We start from the raw sequence: 15872 nt of genomic DNA on the forward strand, positions 1-15872 counted from the left end.
TTATTAAAATAATTAATTATTCTATAAATAAAAAAGCCAATTTTACATTAACTTTAATATTACACTTAAATATTGTTTTTAATACTATAAAAATATTATTTTAAATTTTAATAAAATATCAAAAATTTAAAGGGATTATATCATATTAAAATGTGGATTTGAATTATTTGTAAATAAAAAATGAATAACAAATATATTAAATAAAACCCAAAATTAATTACATGAAAATTTTAGTGATTGGCGCAGGCGGTGTAGGAATAGGACTTGCAACATCAGTTGCATCTCAGGGCGCGGATGTTTCAATTTATGCACGTGGTGAAACCGCAAAGGCCATAAAAGAAAACGGAATCAAAAGAACAGGACTATTTACACATTATGAGATAGAAAACGTACCGGTTTATGAATCCTACGAAGAAATTCCAAAAAGCACATTCGATTATATATTCATAACCTCCAAAACAACCGCCAATGAGGATATATCAGATAACTTAAATGAGCATAGGGACATCCTTAAAAACAACACCAAAATCATTATCTTTCAAAACGGATTTGGTAATGACGAGCCATATCTTAGATACTTCACCGAAAAGCAGGTATTCTCTTCAAGAGTAATCACAGGATTTACAAGGCCTGAAAGGCACATCAGTGAAGTTACAGTATACACCGAACCGATTCTTTTGGGATCCCTTCAAAAAGAAGATCCAAAAGATTTACAGGAAATTGCCGATTTGATTACCTCATCAGGAATCAACTGTGAAACTACACATGAAGTCGATAAATACCTGTGGGCGAAAATGCTTTACAACTGTACACTAAATCCATTGGGCGCAATACTGGACGTTACTTACGGCCAGCTTACAGAAAACCCATACACCCTGGAAATAATGGACAATGTCATCGATGAAATATTTGAAGTCATAAAGGCATCACCATATGAGACTCTTTGGCAAACTTCCGATGATTACAAAGACATTTTCTACTCCAAATTAGTTCCTGATACATATAATCATTATTCATCAACTCACCAAGACATTCAAAGGAAAATACCGACGGAAATTGATTCACTGAATGGAAAAGTCATCCAACTTGGTAAACAATTTAATATCGATGTAAGTACCAATAAGCTTATTTATAATCTCATTAAAGCTATTGAAAGTACCTTTTGAAACTAAAACTTTATATAGGTGTAAAAGAAAAATAGTATTGTTCATATTGTTATGTACTATTTTTTTATAATATGAACAATGGTGATGGTTGAAATGAGCATTCGTTTGTATTCCTTTAGTGGTGTTTAGGAAGAGAATGTTCATTTGTTTTTAAAAACTTATTTTTGTGATTATTATGAGTGAACTTAAAGAATTAATAGAAAAATTTATTGAACTTGATGATGATTTAGAAGAAAAAATCGAAGCTTATCTTGAAACTGCAGACGAAATCGATGAAAAATTCGATCAAGAAAACGAAGAGCAGATTGATGAAATGGGAGAACTTTATCATGAAATCGAACATAAGGTTTTCAATGAAGAGTTCATTATTGTTTTTAATCAATCCGCAGAAGAAAAAGAGGTTGTCGCCTTAATCATCAGTGATGAGGATGAAGAATCCGAAGAGTTCGTAATACCTGTTTTCACAGATGAAGATGAAGCTGAAATTGCCATTGCTGAATTCAAAGAACAATTCGGCGAAATTGAATTTGAATGTGAGAAAAAAATAGGCAGTGAAATCGTAGCAGACCACTCAGAAGATGAAGATTTCGTTGGCCTTGCAGTCAATGCACCTCAATGGGACTTTGTAATTGCAAGTGAAGATGTACACGATTGCAGTGAATAGATATGAAACCCGAAGATTACCAGGACTATCAAAAAAATAATATCAAAGCTTCCAAAAGCCAACTGAAAGAGTATATTCAGATATATGCAGATATGGTAAAAAAGCTTAAGAGCGAGGATGCCATAGAACTTGAAGCCGTGAAGACAAACATTAGGGATGCCTATCCGACTGAAATCTACTTTACATTGGTTGATGAAATTGACAGGCCAGTTAAATTAACATTGACAGAAACAAGCAAGGAATATATCATTCCAGTTTTTACGGACATGAGGGAATATGCAATAGGAAGCGCCAAGATATCCAAACTGTTCTTGGACAAGCTTGATTTGAAGGTAATCACTCCGGAAGATATTGCTGAGTTAGCTGAAAATGATGAATATTTTGAAGGCTTTGTAGTCAATCCACACTCACAGAACTTCAATTTTGATAGAAACGGTGATTTTTGATGTATATCTGCCCAACAATCGGCGAAGATCATGAAAAGGACTTCCTTGTAACAGGGTCCTTGGATGATTTTAAAATTATTGTTTTTTCCAGTTTAGATGAATACAATAAAGGTTTTGAATATTTAGAACTAGTTGATTATGAACCTACGGAAGTTTCCGATGAGCTGTTTCATGAATTGGCTTTAAATGATGATGCTTTCAGTGGTCTGATTTTGGATATTCATTCCGAAAACAAAATAATATCAAAAGAAGAATTACTCTAATTCTTCTTCATTCTCTTCTTCTACATTATCATTATTTTGCTGATAATATTTGTATCTGTAAGACATTTTAAAACCAGAAATGACTTCCCTTTTAGGCCTTCTTTTGCGTTTGATTCTAGGTCCGTTCATCTCCTTGAATTTCTCCTGGTGAGGTTTAGCAAGGTTCCTATTTTCCCTTTTAAACTGAGAAACCCTATGTCTGGAATGTGGAGACCTGTACATTCTTTTTCTAAGAAGCCGTCTGCTGGATGTTACACGTCTTATCAATCAAATCACTTTCTTCTGTTTAAGTTTTTAGTAGCAGATTTATCTAAAGTAGCTTGAATTTCATCAATTCTTTCAACTACCACTTTAATTGCTTGTTCACCTTGACGAGTAGGGTTGATACCTTGTTCCACAAGTAAAGCATCCCTGATATCTCTTAATCTGTCAATTGAATCAATTTTCATTATAGTACTATAAAACATTAGATTTCCTCCTAATCACTTATAATTTTTAGTTCAAGTAATAAAAATATTTTATGTTAACAACATAATAATTAATATGTTTGAAAAACAGCAGGTCATCTATCTGGCTGGAGGATGCTTTTGGGGTGTTGAAGCATTCATTTCACGCCTTAAAGGTGTAAACAATACTGAAGTAGGTTATGCCAACGGGATGGATTTGGCGCCGACATATGAAAAAGTATGCACCGGAAAAACAGGACATGCAGAAACCGTCAAAGCCACATATAACCCTAAAATCATCTCATTGGAAGAGATTCTTGAGAATTTTTTCAAAATTATTGATCCCTACACCAGAAACCGCCAGGGAGCAGATATCGGAACACAGTATCGTACAGGAATATACTGGCAGGAGAAATCTCAAAAAGCTATTGTCCTTAACTTTTTGAAGGAAAAGCAAAAGGCATCACAAAAAAGAATTGTAGTCGAGGCACGTGCAATAGGCAATTTCTTCCCTGCTGAAAGCTATCATCAGAAGTATCTTGAAAGGAATCCGAACGGCTATTGTCATGTTGATTTAAATGCAATAAACGATGAAGAATTCGGCCACTTGTCAAAAGAAGAGTATGAAATAACACAGCTTTCTATGACAGAACAACCATTCAGTGGAAAATACTATGACTTTTTTGAAGATGGTGTGTATGTGGATGTTGTAAATGGCGAAGTTTTGTTTTCTTCAGAGGACAAGTTCGACTCGGGATGCGGCTGGCCGGCATTTTCAAAGCCAATTTCAGAAGACGTTATAGTTAAGCATAGGGATTTCTCACATGGAACAACACGCATTGAAGTGAGAAGCGCCAAATCAAACTCACATTTGGGCCATCTGTTTCATGACGGGCCAGGAGGTTCTCCGCGCTATTGCATTAACTCTGCTGCATTGAGATTTGTTCCAAAAGATGAGAAATAAGATTTTTTTTGAATGATTATATATTAAAAAAGATATAATATGATACAATGAAATTAGAAGAAATAAAAAACCCTGATTTAAAAAATTATATAAATCTAGTTTACATGCAAGGTGAAAACAAAAACCAAGAAGCAATCGATAAATTAGAGCAGGAAATTAAAGAATACATTAATGAATATCCCCTCATTATTTCCATTGAAGATAATGAAGCCGTAAAAATTCCATATGGCAATGATGGCGAATATGTGGTCCCCGTATTTACTGATGAGAGAGAATACACTTTAGGGATGCAATATTTCTCATTGAATGTTATGGATGAAAACAAGGATTATATCATTGAAAAACTGGATTACTTAAAAAAATTAAAAGAAGATCCTAATTTCTTAGGATATCTTGTAAATATTAGTAGCGCAAGCTATATCATCAACACTAGCTTACTCTAAAAACTCTTTTTTTATATCTTCAACTATTTCCCTAAATCTTTTTGACACTTCATCGGAAGGATCTAGAACGGAAATTGTTGCCTCTTTATTTGGTGCGTTAGAAACGCTTTCCTCGATTGGCAAATCGCCTAAATAGGTAATTTCCATCTCTTCAGCGAATTTCTTACCGTTACCTTCGCCAAAAATGTGCAATTTTTCATTACAATGCGGACAGGTGTAATAGGCCATGTTTTCAATAAGGCCGATTTTTTCAATATTCATCAATTCCACCATCTTGACACATTTGAGCACATCTTCCTGTGAAACGACATTCGGTGTGGTAACCATCAATACCAAATCGGCATCAGGAATGGTTTGAAGAACAGTTAACGGTTCATCACCTGTTCCAGGCGGATTGTCAATAACCAAAAAGTCTAGCGGACCCCAATTTGAATCAGCAATCAATTGTTTGATAGCGCCTGTTTTTTGCGGGCCTCTCCAAATAATCGGCCTGTCCAAACTGTCGATTAGGAATGCCATGGACATTACTTTCAAACCGCTAGGAGTTACAACAGGGAACAATGACTGTTTGTATTCCTCTTTCTTGTCTTCAATCAATTGCTGCTGCTCTTCTTGAGTTAAGTCCTTTTTAGCAAATTCATCTTCAATTATTGCTTTGAAGGCTTCGAATTGGTATTGATTGAATCCCTCTTCAAGCATGTCAATACCAAGCATTTTAGGTATGTTAGGACCGTGAATATCCGCATCTAAAATACCTGTTTTGTATCCCATTGCCTGCAAGGTTTCAGCGATGTTTGCAGCTACAGTGGATTTTCCCACTCCACCTTTTCCACTCATTACAATAATCTTATATTTAATTTGACCTAAGTTCTTAGCTAACCTAATCTCTTGCTGTATCATTTGCATTTGTTGTTCAGGAGTCATTTGACCCCCATGACCGTGATGGCCATGACCGTGACCTTGTTCTGCCATTATACTCTCCCCCTATTTATGTAAATTTTTTGCTGACTTCTTCAACTGCTAGGATTAACGGATCTGTAACCATTGATACAGGTGGTGCATAAGCAAATTCCATATTGCTCAAATCAAAGCAGGTTAAACCTTCAGTAATCGCTAATGTCATTGTATCGATTCTTTCAGCTACCCTTTCCTCTGCAATGATTTGACAACCTATAATGGTTCCGTTTCCATCACATATTACCTTGATATCCATCGGTTTTGCATTCGGATAGTAACGTGCTCTTGTAAGAGCCTGAACTTTTTGAACAACCGGTCTGATACGATTTTGCTGTGCAAAACTGGTGGTATATCCGACTGCACCGAATTCGAGTTTGCCCACTTTTGAAACCATTGAGTTCAAAACCGGATTGAATTTGGATTTTTTACCACAGATTGTACGGGCCAATGTTTTTGATTCACGAACTGCAGTGGTACCTAACTGTGAAATGGTATTTGAACCTAAAATCAAATCTTTGGACTCAACACAGTCTCCAACTGCATAAACATCTTCAACTGAAGTTTCCATTCTATCGTTAACAAGTATAGCCCATCTTCCAATTTCACAACCTGCCATTTTTGCTAGTTCCAGTTCAGCTCTCACACCAGTTGCCATTATCACCATATCAGCATCATAAACCTCTTCCTCACCGAAGCATGCCTTTTCCACTTTGCCGTCACCGATCAATTTAGTAATCGGTTTTCCAAGAACTACCTGAATACCTTCACTTTCCAAGTATTCCACTAATATGTCTGACATGTCCTTATCGAGGGACCTTGGAACAATTTGAGGCAACATTTCACTTAAAATAACATTTAAACCCTGTTTTTTAAGAGCATATGCGATTTCAATACCAATTAAACCGGCGCCTGTTACAATTGCACTTTTGGCATCTTTCATTGCTTCCTGTACTTTTTTACCATCCTCGATATTGCGGATTCTGTATACTCCATCCAATTCCACTCCCTGCATTGGAGGGATAAACGGATTTCCACCGGTTGCAAGCACGACCTTATCATAATCAAGGACAATTTCCTTACCGTCTTTTTCATAGGTAACAGTCTTTTTATCTGAATCAACGGCTGTCACTTCAACCTCTGTGATAACTTCAATATCTTTTTGTTTATAATCTTCAGGAGTTCTCATTACAATATCATCAAATGATTCGATTGTACCTGACAGTACATAAGGAATTGCACACGGAGAGTATGCAACCTTGTCATCTCTTGTGAGAACAGTAATTTCTATTTCTTTATCGAGTTTTCGAATATTGGAAGCTGTGGATATTCCTCCAGCTCCTCCACCAACTATAACTACTTTCATTATAACAAAACCATATATAATTTATACAATATTATATATATTAAAAAATAATATAAAAAGTTTAAGGTCATAAATAGTAGATAATAACAGGTTTATCTACATTTAAAATCAATTTCATTAATAATTTTTTGCAGATATTTCTTTTTCAACACGAATTCGCGTTTATTTGCCAATCTGTCGCTATTAGGTTGAGCCACCTTCTCATTAAGTCTGGAAGCTCCTAAGTATTTAGTATCTCCTTCAGTTAATTTATGGGCTTCACCATTGTCTATTGCCTTTTTAATAATATAGTAATCATTAAAAAGAATATCAAAATCATTAGTTAAGTAATATATTTCTAAATCTGTGATAATCTCCTCATAATACCAGATTATCAAGATTGCTTCGTGCTTAAACAAATCTGAAAAGGAAATCAGATTAAAATAATCAATATCGGCAAGCTTATATTTGGATGACGGATACGGTCTGCCGCAAAGTTTGGTGTTATACTCCAATGGAGCTAAAAAAAAATTATTTGATTCATTTAAACTAATTTCATTGATATTTTTACCAATCAATTGTTCAAATGAATCCATATTAATCAAATCTATTTGTCTAAAGCTGGAATTCCTGTAATTCTTAAACCACCATAGTGGGATTTGTATTTGATGTTTAATCCTATTAATAATGGGGTGATTTTTTCAATGATTCTTGCTTTTTCTAAAATACCACAGTCAATGGTTTTGACTCCAGGGATTTGATCGATGATTTCAGCTGCAGTTTCTTTTGCTTCTTTGTCGTCTCCTGCGATTAGACAGTCACAGTCAATATCTTCTGGAATGTTTGCAAGGTGAGAGTTTGAAATATTACAAAATGCACAGATTACCTTAGCACCTGTTCCTTCAAGAATGGAAGCTGTTCTTTCAGCAGCAGATCCTTCCATCAAGTCAATGAAACGGAATGGTTTTCCGCCAATTGCAGTTTCAAGAGGTACTGTTGCATCCATAACAATCTTGTCAGTACAGAATTCTTTGATTCCTTCAACTGTAGGTTTTTGAGCAGCTAATGGAACTGTGATGATTAATACGTCACCTTCTTTTGCAGCATCTTCGTTTGCCATACCAACTAATGATAAGTCATAGTCCGCTAAATCTTCTTTAGCTTTTGCAACAACATCCAATGCTTTTTCTTCTTTTCTAGAACCTACAATCACATCTAAACCAGCGATAGCCAATCTTTCTGCAATTCCAAGTCCTTGTGGCCCTGTTCCTCCAATTACACTAATTTTCATTTTAATCACCTATTTCTTATCATAAAGAAGACCGCCAACAAATATCAGGTATTCGGGGAGTCTACCATCATGAGCATAAAGTATTTTATATCCAAAGATATCCTCTACTGTCTTATCAACATACGCACCTAATGATTCAAGGGAATAGCGCATTTTAACCGGCATTTTACAAGGTATTCCTACTTCCCTTGTACATCTCATGCACAGGTTACATTTTCCCAAAAACAAGCCTAAGGAATTTTCATCCTCCAGCATATAAATTTCATTCATTAATCTTCCTTTTAAACGTTCAAAACGTTTTAGGACATATTCAAGTTCCCTATCAGAAAAAGTATGTTCAAGTTCATCAGGTCCAAAATCTATTTTAAAAGCAATAATTTTAAGTTTGTTATAAGAGTCCCAAATGTCATTCACATCAAAATCAAAAGGAGGATAGTTCCAATTGTATCCTAACATTTCCTGTTCTTCAATGCAGAGTTTTGAAACTTCGTCAAAGTTTACATAGGACTCACAATATTCCTTAACATCAACATCCGCCGTGAGTTTTTTAATCTCTGACATAATTAATAATATAAAAATTTTACATAATAAAAGTTTCTATAGCATTACCCATCTAAAACCAGATTTAAACTAATCTTTTTTGAATTATAATTCATTGATTTATGAGCATCATCTAAAGACTTCTTTAAAGTGTTTATTATGGCATTTAATAATTCTTCATTGAAATCAATACATTCTTCGCCTCTAAATTCAGTAACTTTAGAAATCTTTTCATGTTCTAAAAAGTCGATGAATTCTTTCCAATCATAGTCAATTTCATCAATCAATATTTTAACATCAAGTAATTTATCGTTAAGCTCTGACGCTTTCTTAATAGATTTTAACTCAATATCCTCTAAATCATTTAATTCCTTTTGACTATATTCATAAATATAAGTTTTTTCTGTCATTTTAACCCTTGATAAAGTAATCTTCATGTTTCTTTAAATAATAATTAATGTAGATGAAGCTTATAACCGCACCTAAAGCCATTCCGGTAACTGTACCCAGATATATTCCAATGTCTGCAAGGCCAAATACAAATGCAAATAACGCCGCAAAGATTATCTCCAAGAGAAATGCTCTTAAAAATGTTAAGGCAAGAGAAATTGTTCCCTTTCCCATGGCTTGGAAAAGATTTCCTGCTAAAATACCGAATGGCATGAATAACAAAAAGAAACATAATATACGTATACAATCAACTACACCTGAAGACAATACAGAAGCACTTGCTGAGTATGAGAAAATAAATGATAGGGGTTCAGCAAATAAATATAAGAATGTACAGATAATTGTGGATGATATCAAGCCTAATTTCAAGCCATAATTAAGTGCTGTTTTTAGATTGGTTAAATTGCGTGCTCCATAAGCCGCTCCTCCAACAGTCAAAGCCGCCATACCTATACCGAATAATGGAGCCATACCCATAGCCACCAATCTCCAAGTTGCAGTATATATTGCTACTGCTATAGTGCCTGAAAGCAATGTTAGCCAATAATTCATCAAAATGGATACGAAAGAAAGAATGAATTGCTCTAGACTTGCAGGAATACCGACAACAAGAATATCTTTATAGATTCCCAAATCCCTTTTATATTGCCTGAAATTAACTTTTATAAAGCTATCTCTCAAATAGAACATCCAATACATCATCAAAAGCATTGGAAGTGCGCCGGCAAGAACTGTAGCGATTGCTGCTCCCATTACTCCTAAATCCAACACATAAATAAAAATAGGATCAAGAATCATATTAATGACTGCAGTAAACAATAAAGGATATGATGCACGTTTTATTTCCCCTTCAGACCTAAATATAGCAGCCATCATTGCAGGAATGAATATTGAAAAAACCCCACCGATGACAATGGTTCCGTAAGCCATTGTTTCGGCTATTACCTCGCCTGCGCCCATTAATAAGAGCAGGGGTTTTAAAATCAATAACATTGAAATTGTTGCAATTACTGATATTACAATACTCAATATCATAGAGTGAATGGCACTGTTTTCCGCATTAGGGTAGTCTTCGGCCCCAATGTATCTTGCAATCAGACTGTTTCCGCCTGCACCCAAACCGTTTGCAAATCCCACCATGGCCAAAAACAGAGGGGTTACAAAACCAACTGCCGCAAGAGGGTTTGGACCTAATCCTGAAACCCAAATACCATCAATAATATTATTCAACATCATGAATAAGTTAGAAATGATGATAGGCACAGCTAACTTATTGATTGCTTTTTTAGGATGGTTAACGATTAAGTCAATTTCTTCAGTCTTCTCCATAGGTTCACCTTACAATATACTGGCCAGGATTAATGAAATCATCTAAAAACACTAAATCGATTTCATCAACTTCAATGAATTCATATGTATCTATTAAGTTCTTTTTAAGGTTTTTTCCAACTTTAATCAATCCTATGTGTTCTGTTGTGAATATATGGGCAATTAAATCAATTGCATTTACAAATTCACGCTCCTGAGTGTAAACTAAGAAATCATCTTGAATATAACAGTTTTCACGACCATATTTGCTTACAAAATTCTCGCAAGCCTGTGTTATGAACACCTTAGGGCCAATGTTAACTTTAACACTATTCAATTTTGATGATGCCATTTCTAATAAAATTACACAAGTATTTACTTCATCACTCCAATAATCAGCCTTAAAAACATTGAACTCCTCGCTCTTTAACTTTCTTGCAAGTGCCATGCATGTTTTTCTGAGTTGTGGATGAAGCGTATCCAAAGGCATATCTGGAATATCGAACCTGATTGCTATTAAATCGCTGTTCCTTTTTTCAAATTCATCTAAAATATCCTGTTTATTTAGATTACGAATGATTGGATAAAAATAATCTTTTTTATTGTCTGAAAATATGTAATTGCGTGCTGATTGTATGAATTCCGCCATCTTATCTAATCTTAAAGCAGCGGCCACATTGCGATTCTTATCAGTTGGGTCAATGACTATTAATGGGTCCTTGAAAATGCTAGGTTTTCCATGTCCTTCCAAATTCAAAACCTCACCATATTTCCAATTGATTGCAGCCTTTAATGTATTTTCAAAATTACCATAGTTAATTATCAGCAATTCGCATAGATAACCTGCAAATCCCCCTACCTTAAATTCGGAACCATATGTTCCTGTCATCGCCATAAATCTCTTTAAAAGCAGCACCTCATCTTCCTGGCCTTTAGTCAAATTTTCCTTAACGTATCGTGTATGCAATATTGTCCTGTCAACTGCTGATTTCAATTGAGATCCGTCTTCAATCGCATAACAAGGAACAATATCTACTTCACAGCCTTCTATATCTGTTGTAACATAAGGATGAGAGGCAAAATGATGTTGTGCTACACTATTAAAATGTTCGCAACATTTATGCGCTAAATCAAGACCTTTTTCCTTTAAGTATTTTTTATCTGTGTTTAATGGAAAAGCAATGAAAATATCAATGTCGGATTTTCCTTTGAGTGCAGTGTTCTTTGCAACGGAACCTACTAAAGTCACATTTGCTTTAATGTCTTCACTATCACAAGTCTTTTGAAGAAAATCCATAATATCTGATGAAACATCATCCACATGTTTCTTTTCTTCATCTGTAGGTTTAATATCTTTTAGAATAACTTCATAATCCATATAATCACAATTCAAATATACTTATATCCTGATATATCGGTCCTCTTGGGGTTAAGGTTGATTTTTTTAGTGAGATTTGTGAAACTTCCATCTCACCAATTTCAACATTGCTGAATTCCTCAATTGTTGATTTGACTTTGTTTTTATTTTTTGCTGATTTCATGCGTCCAATGGTCAAATGTGTTGAGAATTTTTTGTCTTTATCAAAGCCTATTGCAGCAAATTCCTTATCCAACCGGTCATGCAAATCCTTTAGGATTGTATCGTCTTCAATGCCTACCCAAATGACTTTTATATGATTGTTATTTGGAAACGCACCGCAACCGGTAATGTTAATTTTAAAAGGTTTGAACTCGCTTACTACATTGGCTATAGCATTTTCTAGTAATTTTAAACCGTTTGTATCAATGTCACCAAAGAACTTTAAGGTTAAATGAAGGTTTGCCAATTTCACATATTTAATTTTAGTATCGATCTGTTTGAATTCCTTAATGACTTTATTTATTTTTGGTTTTAAATCGTCATCCAAATCTATTGCTAGAAATGCTCTTATTTCAGACATAATAACACCTATTGCTCAATAATGGTCTCATCGATTGCTATTCCGAAGTGGCGTGCGTTAGTTTCAATATAAACTTTTACCTTATCTCCGACTTTAGCGTCAGCTACTGACAAAGGATTGTTATTCTCATCAACAATGCGGATTGTTTCTGCATTTTGAAGTAAAGTACGAATAATCTGACCTTCATATTCTGCTTCAATTAAGATTAAAGGCCTTCTTTCTATTTTACTTCTTCCGACATATGCGGTTCTGGTTTCGCCTTCAGTATTAACGATTAATACTTCATCACCAGCAACCAATTCTGACAGGTATCTTGTTTTATTTCCAGGCACCATCACATATGCCTGAACAGGACCTGCATTTACTCTAAACGGACGAGATGCAACATATTCACTTTCCAAAGATTCAGAATGTACCAAAAACATTGATTTTGAATAGGATCCTATAAGCATTCCTTCGCCAGGTTTCATCATGTCTGTTGTGTCAACACATACCCTATCGCCTGAACCCAATGGTTTTACATTTGTTATGGTTGCAATTTTAAGTTCATATTTTACTTGTGATGCTTCAACAACTTCATGGGCAATCCTTTTAATTTGATTAAAATCATTTGCTTCAAATATTATTCCGTCAGTTCCATGCTCCAATGTTTCAAGAGCAACACGAGCGCCATCCAAATCACGTACGGCAGCTATTATCTCAACATCTTCCTTCTGCAAATCTGCAATAATGTTTTCAAGTGGAATGATTGTCCAGTCAGTTCCGACAAGGATTATATAATCTACTATTGAACCTAATTTCACTGCTAACTGTTCATGTGCTTTATCGGTGATTACTATATATGCACATACTTGTTTTCCTTCGCTTTTTGCTTTTTTAGCGGCTGCAATATCAACTGAATCGGTAAAGTCTTCTTTCAACTCTACAAATCCGTCTCCTTCACCATTAATTCCCACTAGATATATGTCAGCATCATCGGAATTTGCAATGATTTTTACATTTCCCAATTTTCTAATCTGTTCCATATCTTCCAAGTCAAGGACATGGTCAATTCCTGATTCCAATGCTGTGGTAATCATTTCCTTTTTATCTTCCCACAACTCATCAGGTGTGCTTATCCAAGCGAACTTGTTTTGCATTGTGTCACCTTAGTCTAAGAATTTTAAAGCTTCATCTACTTCTGCATCGTGATGGACGATTTCGGAAATTGCACGGGTGATTTTTCCAGGGTTTTCAGCTTGGAACAAATTACGTCCGAACGCAACACCTGCTCCTCCAACTTCAAGGGAATCTTTAACCATCTGTAACAATTCCTCATCTGTGTCTATTTTTGGACCGCCTGCAATAACTACCGGTACAATGGCCCCTTCAACAACCTCTTTAAATGAATCTGGGTCTCCTGTGTAGTTGGTTTTAACGATATCCACACCAAGTTCTGAACCTACACGTGCAGCATGCTTTACAAATTCCACATCATGTTCGTTTTCAACCTTTTGACCTCTAGGGTACATCATTGCAAGAAGCGGCATTCCCCAGTAATCACAGGTTTCAGCGACTTTACCTAATTCCTGCAACATTTGACTTTCTGTATCTGAACCAAGGTTTACGTGAATGGATACTGCGTCTGCACCTAATTGGATTGCCTTTTCGACACTTGTTACGGTTACTTTGTCATTTGGGTCCGGTGCAAGGGAAGTACTTGCTGATAAATGTACGATTAAACCTATATCGTTTCCGTAACCTCTGTGTCCTTGTTTTACTATACCTTTGTGCATTAAAATTGCATCTGCTCCACCTTGGGAGATTTCTTCAACTGTTTCATCCATATCGATAATTCCTGGAATTGGACCGCTTGATACACCATGATCCATTGGTGCGATTACAGTTCTTTTAGTATTTCTGTTAATAATTCTTTCTAAACGGATTTTCTTACCTATCATTATTTAACCTCAAATAATTATGAATTATATTTTTCTTTTTCAATGTATATAAATATTCCATGCACAAAAATATACAGTTGTCTAAAATTGATTATTTATATTTATTCGAATAATGTACTTTTAATAATCATAATTAAACATTAACATGATTTTATAAGTTAAATTTATTAAATATACTTAAAAAGAATAATTTTTTTATATTAAATTATTGAAAATATTTTAAAAATATATCATAAAAGAACTTTTACAATATTAAAACAAGAACATTAAATAAGGATTAATCTTTTTTTAATGAATCCGTCCACAAATCAAATTCCTTAATTTGCGGAGGGATGCCTGAATCATGATATGATTCCAAATAACCATATTGGGAAACATAATCTTCCCCACTTCCTTTTGCAGTATTTAAGAATTCAAGTAGTCCTCGGTTTCTGATTATTGTATGTTTTGGTTTGAATGTTGATGACCATATATAAAATACCTTGAAAACAGTGTCAGGGTGATAACCGCCACCCAGATCAATTGCCAATATGTCGCAGGATTGAGTCATTTTAAAGACTTCCGCCAAAACTTCATGCAATCTGACATCTGCATTGATGAAGTTTACATGAGACAATCTATTCATTGAATCAGAAGCTTCCGGCGAATTGTCAATGGCTATGATTGTGCAGCTTTCAGGAAGCAATTTTGTTGTTCCTCCTGTATGGCATCCCAATTCGATTATGGTATCGTCCGATTTAACCAAATCAAGGATATCCTGACGGTATTTTTTTACGTCATAACTTAATTTAATCATAAACTATCCCAACATTGTTAAGTTTATCTATATGCAAGCCTTCAATGTCTAAAGTTTTGAAGACATCTTCATTATATGAAAATGCAAATGCAGTATTTCCAAGCATTGCCATGGAACTACCTAAAATATCGTCCATGGAATTAAAATAATCAACTAAAGATTTGACTTCACCTGACATCAATTTTGTCTCTTGAGAAAACCTATTGGAAAAATCAAGAAAATTCCTCAGGCTCGGCTTTTCCTCAAAATATTCCAGATATTTCAAACCGGCATCTGAAATGACCTGCTTGTGATGGGGATTGCGAATAATGCTTGCAGTATCAATCTCACCAAACGTTTTCCAAGCAATGCTTACATCATACTCAAATGATTTGATTTCACCGACGCCCGGAGCACCAGGTTGGGTTCTTAAAACCAGTCCGTGACCTGTTTGTGCAATAACATCACCCAAGCCACCACCCAAATTAATTTCGACCATATGTGCAATTTGGCCACATAAATCCTGCGTATAGCCCAAATCCAAAAATTCGTTTATAGCCAATGCAAGGCTTAATGCTGAGGCAGCGGAAGTTCCAAAACCAGCCCCGATAGGCAGTTGGATATCCTGGATTATCTTAAAATCAGGTTTTATCTCTAAAATCCTTAAAACTTCCCTGATAACAGTGTCATTTCCCTGATTGATGTCTATTATAAACTCATCGGATTCATCAATGGTTGTCTTAACACCTTGGGAAAGCAGAAAACCAGCACCACAAGATCCGTTTTTCAATTTTATTTCATGGTTTTCAATAGTGAAAAAACCTGTAATGTGACCAGGTACAAAAACTGATTTTGACATGAATAACTATATGTCATTTATTCAATAAAAATTTTTGACTAATATTAACTAAAAAAAGAAGAAGAAAATAGAGAGTTA

The 15872-nt window shown here is 34.9% G+C and carries 21 protein-coding genes; 6 read left to right on the top strand and 15 right to left on the bottom strand.

Annotated elements, in window-relative coordinates:
• The first annotated feature begins 221 nt into the window (after nt 1-221).
• The 4 genes from IKS50_RS08530 (at nt 222) to IKS50_RS08545 (ending at nt 2539) form a co-directional block, all read left to right on the top strand.
• A complete protein-coding gene (locus IKS50_RS08530; RefSeq protein WP_292848409.1) occupies nt 222-1166 on the top strand; it encodes a ketopantoate reductase family protein in 945 nt (314 codons plus the stop codon).
• A gap of 175 nt (nt 1167-1341) precedes the next feature.
• Entirely contained in the window at nt 1342-1830 is a 489-nt protein-coding gene (locus tag IKS50_RS08535) for a hypothetical protein (protein WP_292848412.1), read from the top strand.
• 2 nt (nt 1831-1832) lie between these two features.
• Nucleotides 1833-2276: a hypothetical protein gene (locus IKS50_RS08540; RefSeq protein WP_292848415.1), complete on the top strand. Its 444-nt coding sequence runs from the start codon at nt 1833-1835 to the stop codon at nt 2274-2276.
• Nucleotides 2276-2539: a hypothetical protein gene (locus IKS50_RS08545; RefSeq protein ID WP_292848417.1), complete on the top strand. Its 264-nt coding sequence runs from the start codon at nt 2276-2278 to the stop codon at nt 2537-2539. The genes IKS50_RS08540 and IKS50_RS08545 overlap by 1 nt, the downstream gene beginning before the upstream one ends.
• Here IKS50_RS08545 and IKS50_RS08550 read toward each other — a convergent pair.
• Together IKS50_RS08550 and IKS50_RS08555 are read right to left on the bottom strand one after the other, a co-directional pair.
• Nucleotides 2531-2806: a hypothetical protein gene (locus IKS50_RS08550; RefSeq protein WP_292848420.1), complete on the bottom strand. Its 276-nt coding sequence runs from the start codon at nt 2804-2806 to the stop codon at nt 2531-2533. The genes IKS50_RS08545 and IKS50_RS08550 overlap by 9 nt on opposite strands.
• 5 nt (nt 2807-2811) lie before the next feature.
• A complete protein-coding gene (locus tag IKS50_RS08555) occupies nt 2812-3006 on the bottom strand; it encodes a hypothetical protein (protein WP_116591687.1) in 195 nt (64 codons plus the stop codon).
• Between the two features lie 76 nt (nt 3007-3082).
• On the opposite strand from IKS50_RS08555, the gene msrA reads away from it, so the two are divergent.
• Complete coding sequence (gene msrA / locus IKS50_RS08560; protein ID WP_292848423.1) at nt 3083-3949, top strand: peptide-methionine (S)-S-oxide reductase MsrA; 867 nt, start codon at nt 3083-3085, stop codon at nt 3947-3949.
• 47 nt (nt 3950-3996) lie between these two features.
• Nucleotides 3997-4392, top strand: coding sequence for a hypothetical protein (locus IKS50_RS08565; RefSeq protein WP_292848425.1), 396 nt, complete (start codon nt 3997-3999; stop codon nt 4390-4392).
• On the opposite strand, the gene IKS50_RS08570 is transcribed toward IKS50_RS08565, so the two are convergent.
• The 13 genes from IKS50_RS08570 to IKS50_RS08630 all read right to left on the bottom strand — a co-directional run bounded on the left by IKS50_RS08570 (nt 4384) and on the right by IKS50_RS08630 (nt 15794).
• On the bottom strand, nt 4384-5364 hold the full coding sequence (locus IKS50_RS08570) for an Mrp/NBP35 family ATP-binding protein (protein ID WP_292848428.1): 981 nt from the start codon (nt 5362-5364) through the stop codon (nt 4384-4386). The two genes, IKS50_RS08565 and IKS50_RS08570, sit on opposite strands and share 9 nt — an antisense overlap.
• A 16-nt stretch (nt 5365-5380) precedes the next feature.
• Nucleotides 5381-6712, bottom strand: coding sequence for an FAD-dependent oxidoreductase (locus IKS50_RS08575; RefSeq protein WP_292848431.1), 1332 nt, complete (start codon nt 6710-6712; stop codon nt 5381-5383).
• A gap of 92 nt (nt 6713-6804) precedes the next feature.
• Nucleotides 6805-7287, bottom strand: a complete 483-nt coding sequence (locus IKS50_RS08580) for a hypothetical protein (RefSeq protein ID WP_292848434.1) — start codon at nt 7285-7287, stop codon at nt 6805-6807.
• 11 nt (nt 7288-7298) lie between these two features.
• Nucleotides 7299-7982 (bottom strand): NADPH-dependent F420 reductase, encoded by a 684-nt coding sequence (gene npdG, locus IKS50_RS08585; protein ID WP_292848437.1) that lies wholly within the window; start codon nt 7980-7982, stop codon nt 7299-7301.
• A gap of 9 nt (nt 7983-7991) precedes the next feature.
• On the bottom strand, nt 7992-8543 hold the full coding sequence (locus tag IKS50_RS08590; protein WP_292848440.1) for a DUF2284 domain-containing protein: 552 nt from the start codon (nt 8541-8543) through the stop codon (nt 7992-7994).
• Nucleotides 8544-8587: 44 nt separating this feature from the next.
• Nucleotides 8588-8932, bottom strand: coding sequence for a hypothetical protein (locus IKS50_RS08595; protein WP_292848443.1), 345 nt, complete (start codon nt 8930-8932; stop codon nt 8588-8590).
• A gap of 1 nt (nt 8933) precedes the next feature.
• Nucleotides 8934-10301, bottom strand: coding sequence for an MATE family efflux transporter (locus IKS50_RS08600; protein ID WP_292848446.1), 1368 nt, complete (start codon nt 10299-10301; stop codon nt 8934-8936).
• 4 nt (nt 10302-10305) lie between these two features.
• Entirely contained in the window at nt 10306-11658 is a 1353-nt protein-coding gene (gene cca / locus IKS50_RS08605; RefSeq protein WP_292848449.1) for a CCA tRNA nucleotidyltransferase, read from the bottom strand.
• A 4-nt stretch (nt 11659-11662) separates the two neighbouring features.
• On the bottom strand, nt 11663-12220 hold the full coding sequence (gene thpR / locus IKS50_RS08610; protein ID WP_292848452.1) for an RNA 2',3'-cyclic phosphodiesterase: 558 nt from the start codon (nt 12218-12220) through the stop codon (nt 11663-11665).
• Nucleotides 12221-12228: 8 nt separating this feature from the next.
• A complete protein-coding gene (locus tag IKS50_RS08615; RefSeq protein ID WP_292848455.1) occupies nt 12229-13359 on the bottom strand; it encodes a 3-dehydroquinate synthase II in 1131 nt (376 codons plus the stop codon).
• Nucleotides 13360-13368: 9 nt separating this feature from the next.
• Nucleotides 13369-14163 (bottom strand): 2-amino-3,7-dideoxy-D-threo-hept-6-ulosonate synthase, encoded by a 795-nt coding sequence (locus IKS50_RS08620; protein WP_292848787.1) that lies wholly within the window; start codon nt 14161-14163, stop codon nt 13369-13371.
• Between the two features lie 274 nt (nt 14164-14437).
• The gene (locus IKS50_RS08625) at nt 14438-14956 is read right to left on the bottom strand and encodes an SAM-dependent methyltransferase (protein ID WP_292848458.1); all 519 of its coding nucleotides are present in this window, start codon (nt 14954-14956) and stop codon (nt 14438-14440) included.
• On the bottom strand, nt 14949-15794 hold the full coding sequence (locus IKS50_RS08630) for a pantoate kinase (protein ID WP_292848461.1): 846 nt from the start codon (nt 15792-15794) through the stop codon (nt 14949-14951). Before IKS50_RS08630 ends, IKS50_RS08625 begins: the two co-directional genes overlap by 8 nt.
• Nucleotides 15795-15872 lie beyond the last annotated feature (78 nt).

The sequence above is a fragment of the Methanobrevibacter sp. genome, assembly GCF_017539065.1.
Classification (GTDB): Archaea; Methanobacteriota; Methanobacteria; order Methanobacteriales; family Methanobacteriaceae; genus Methanocatella.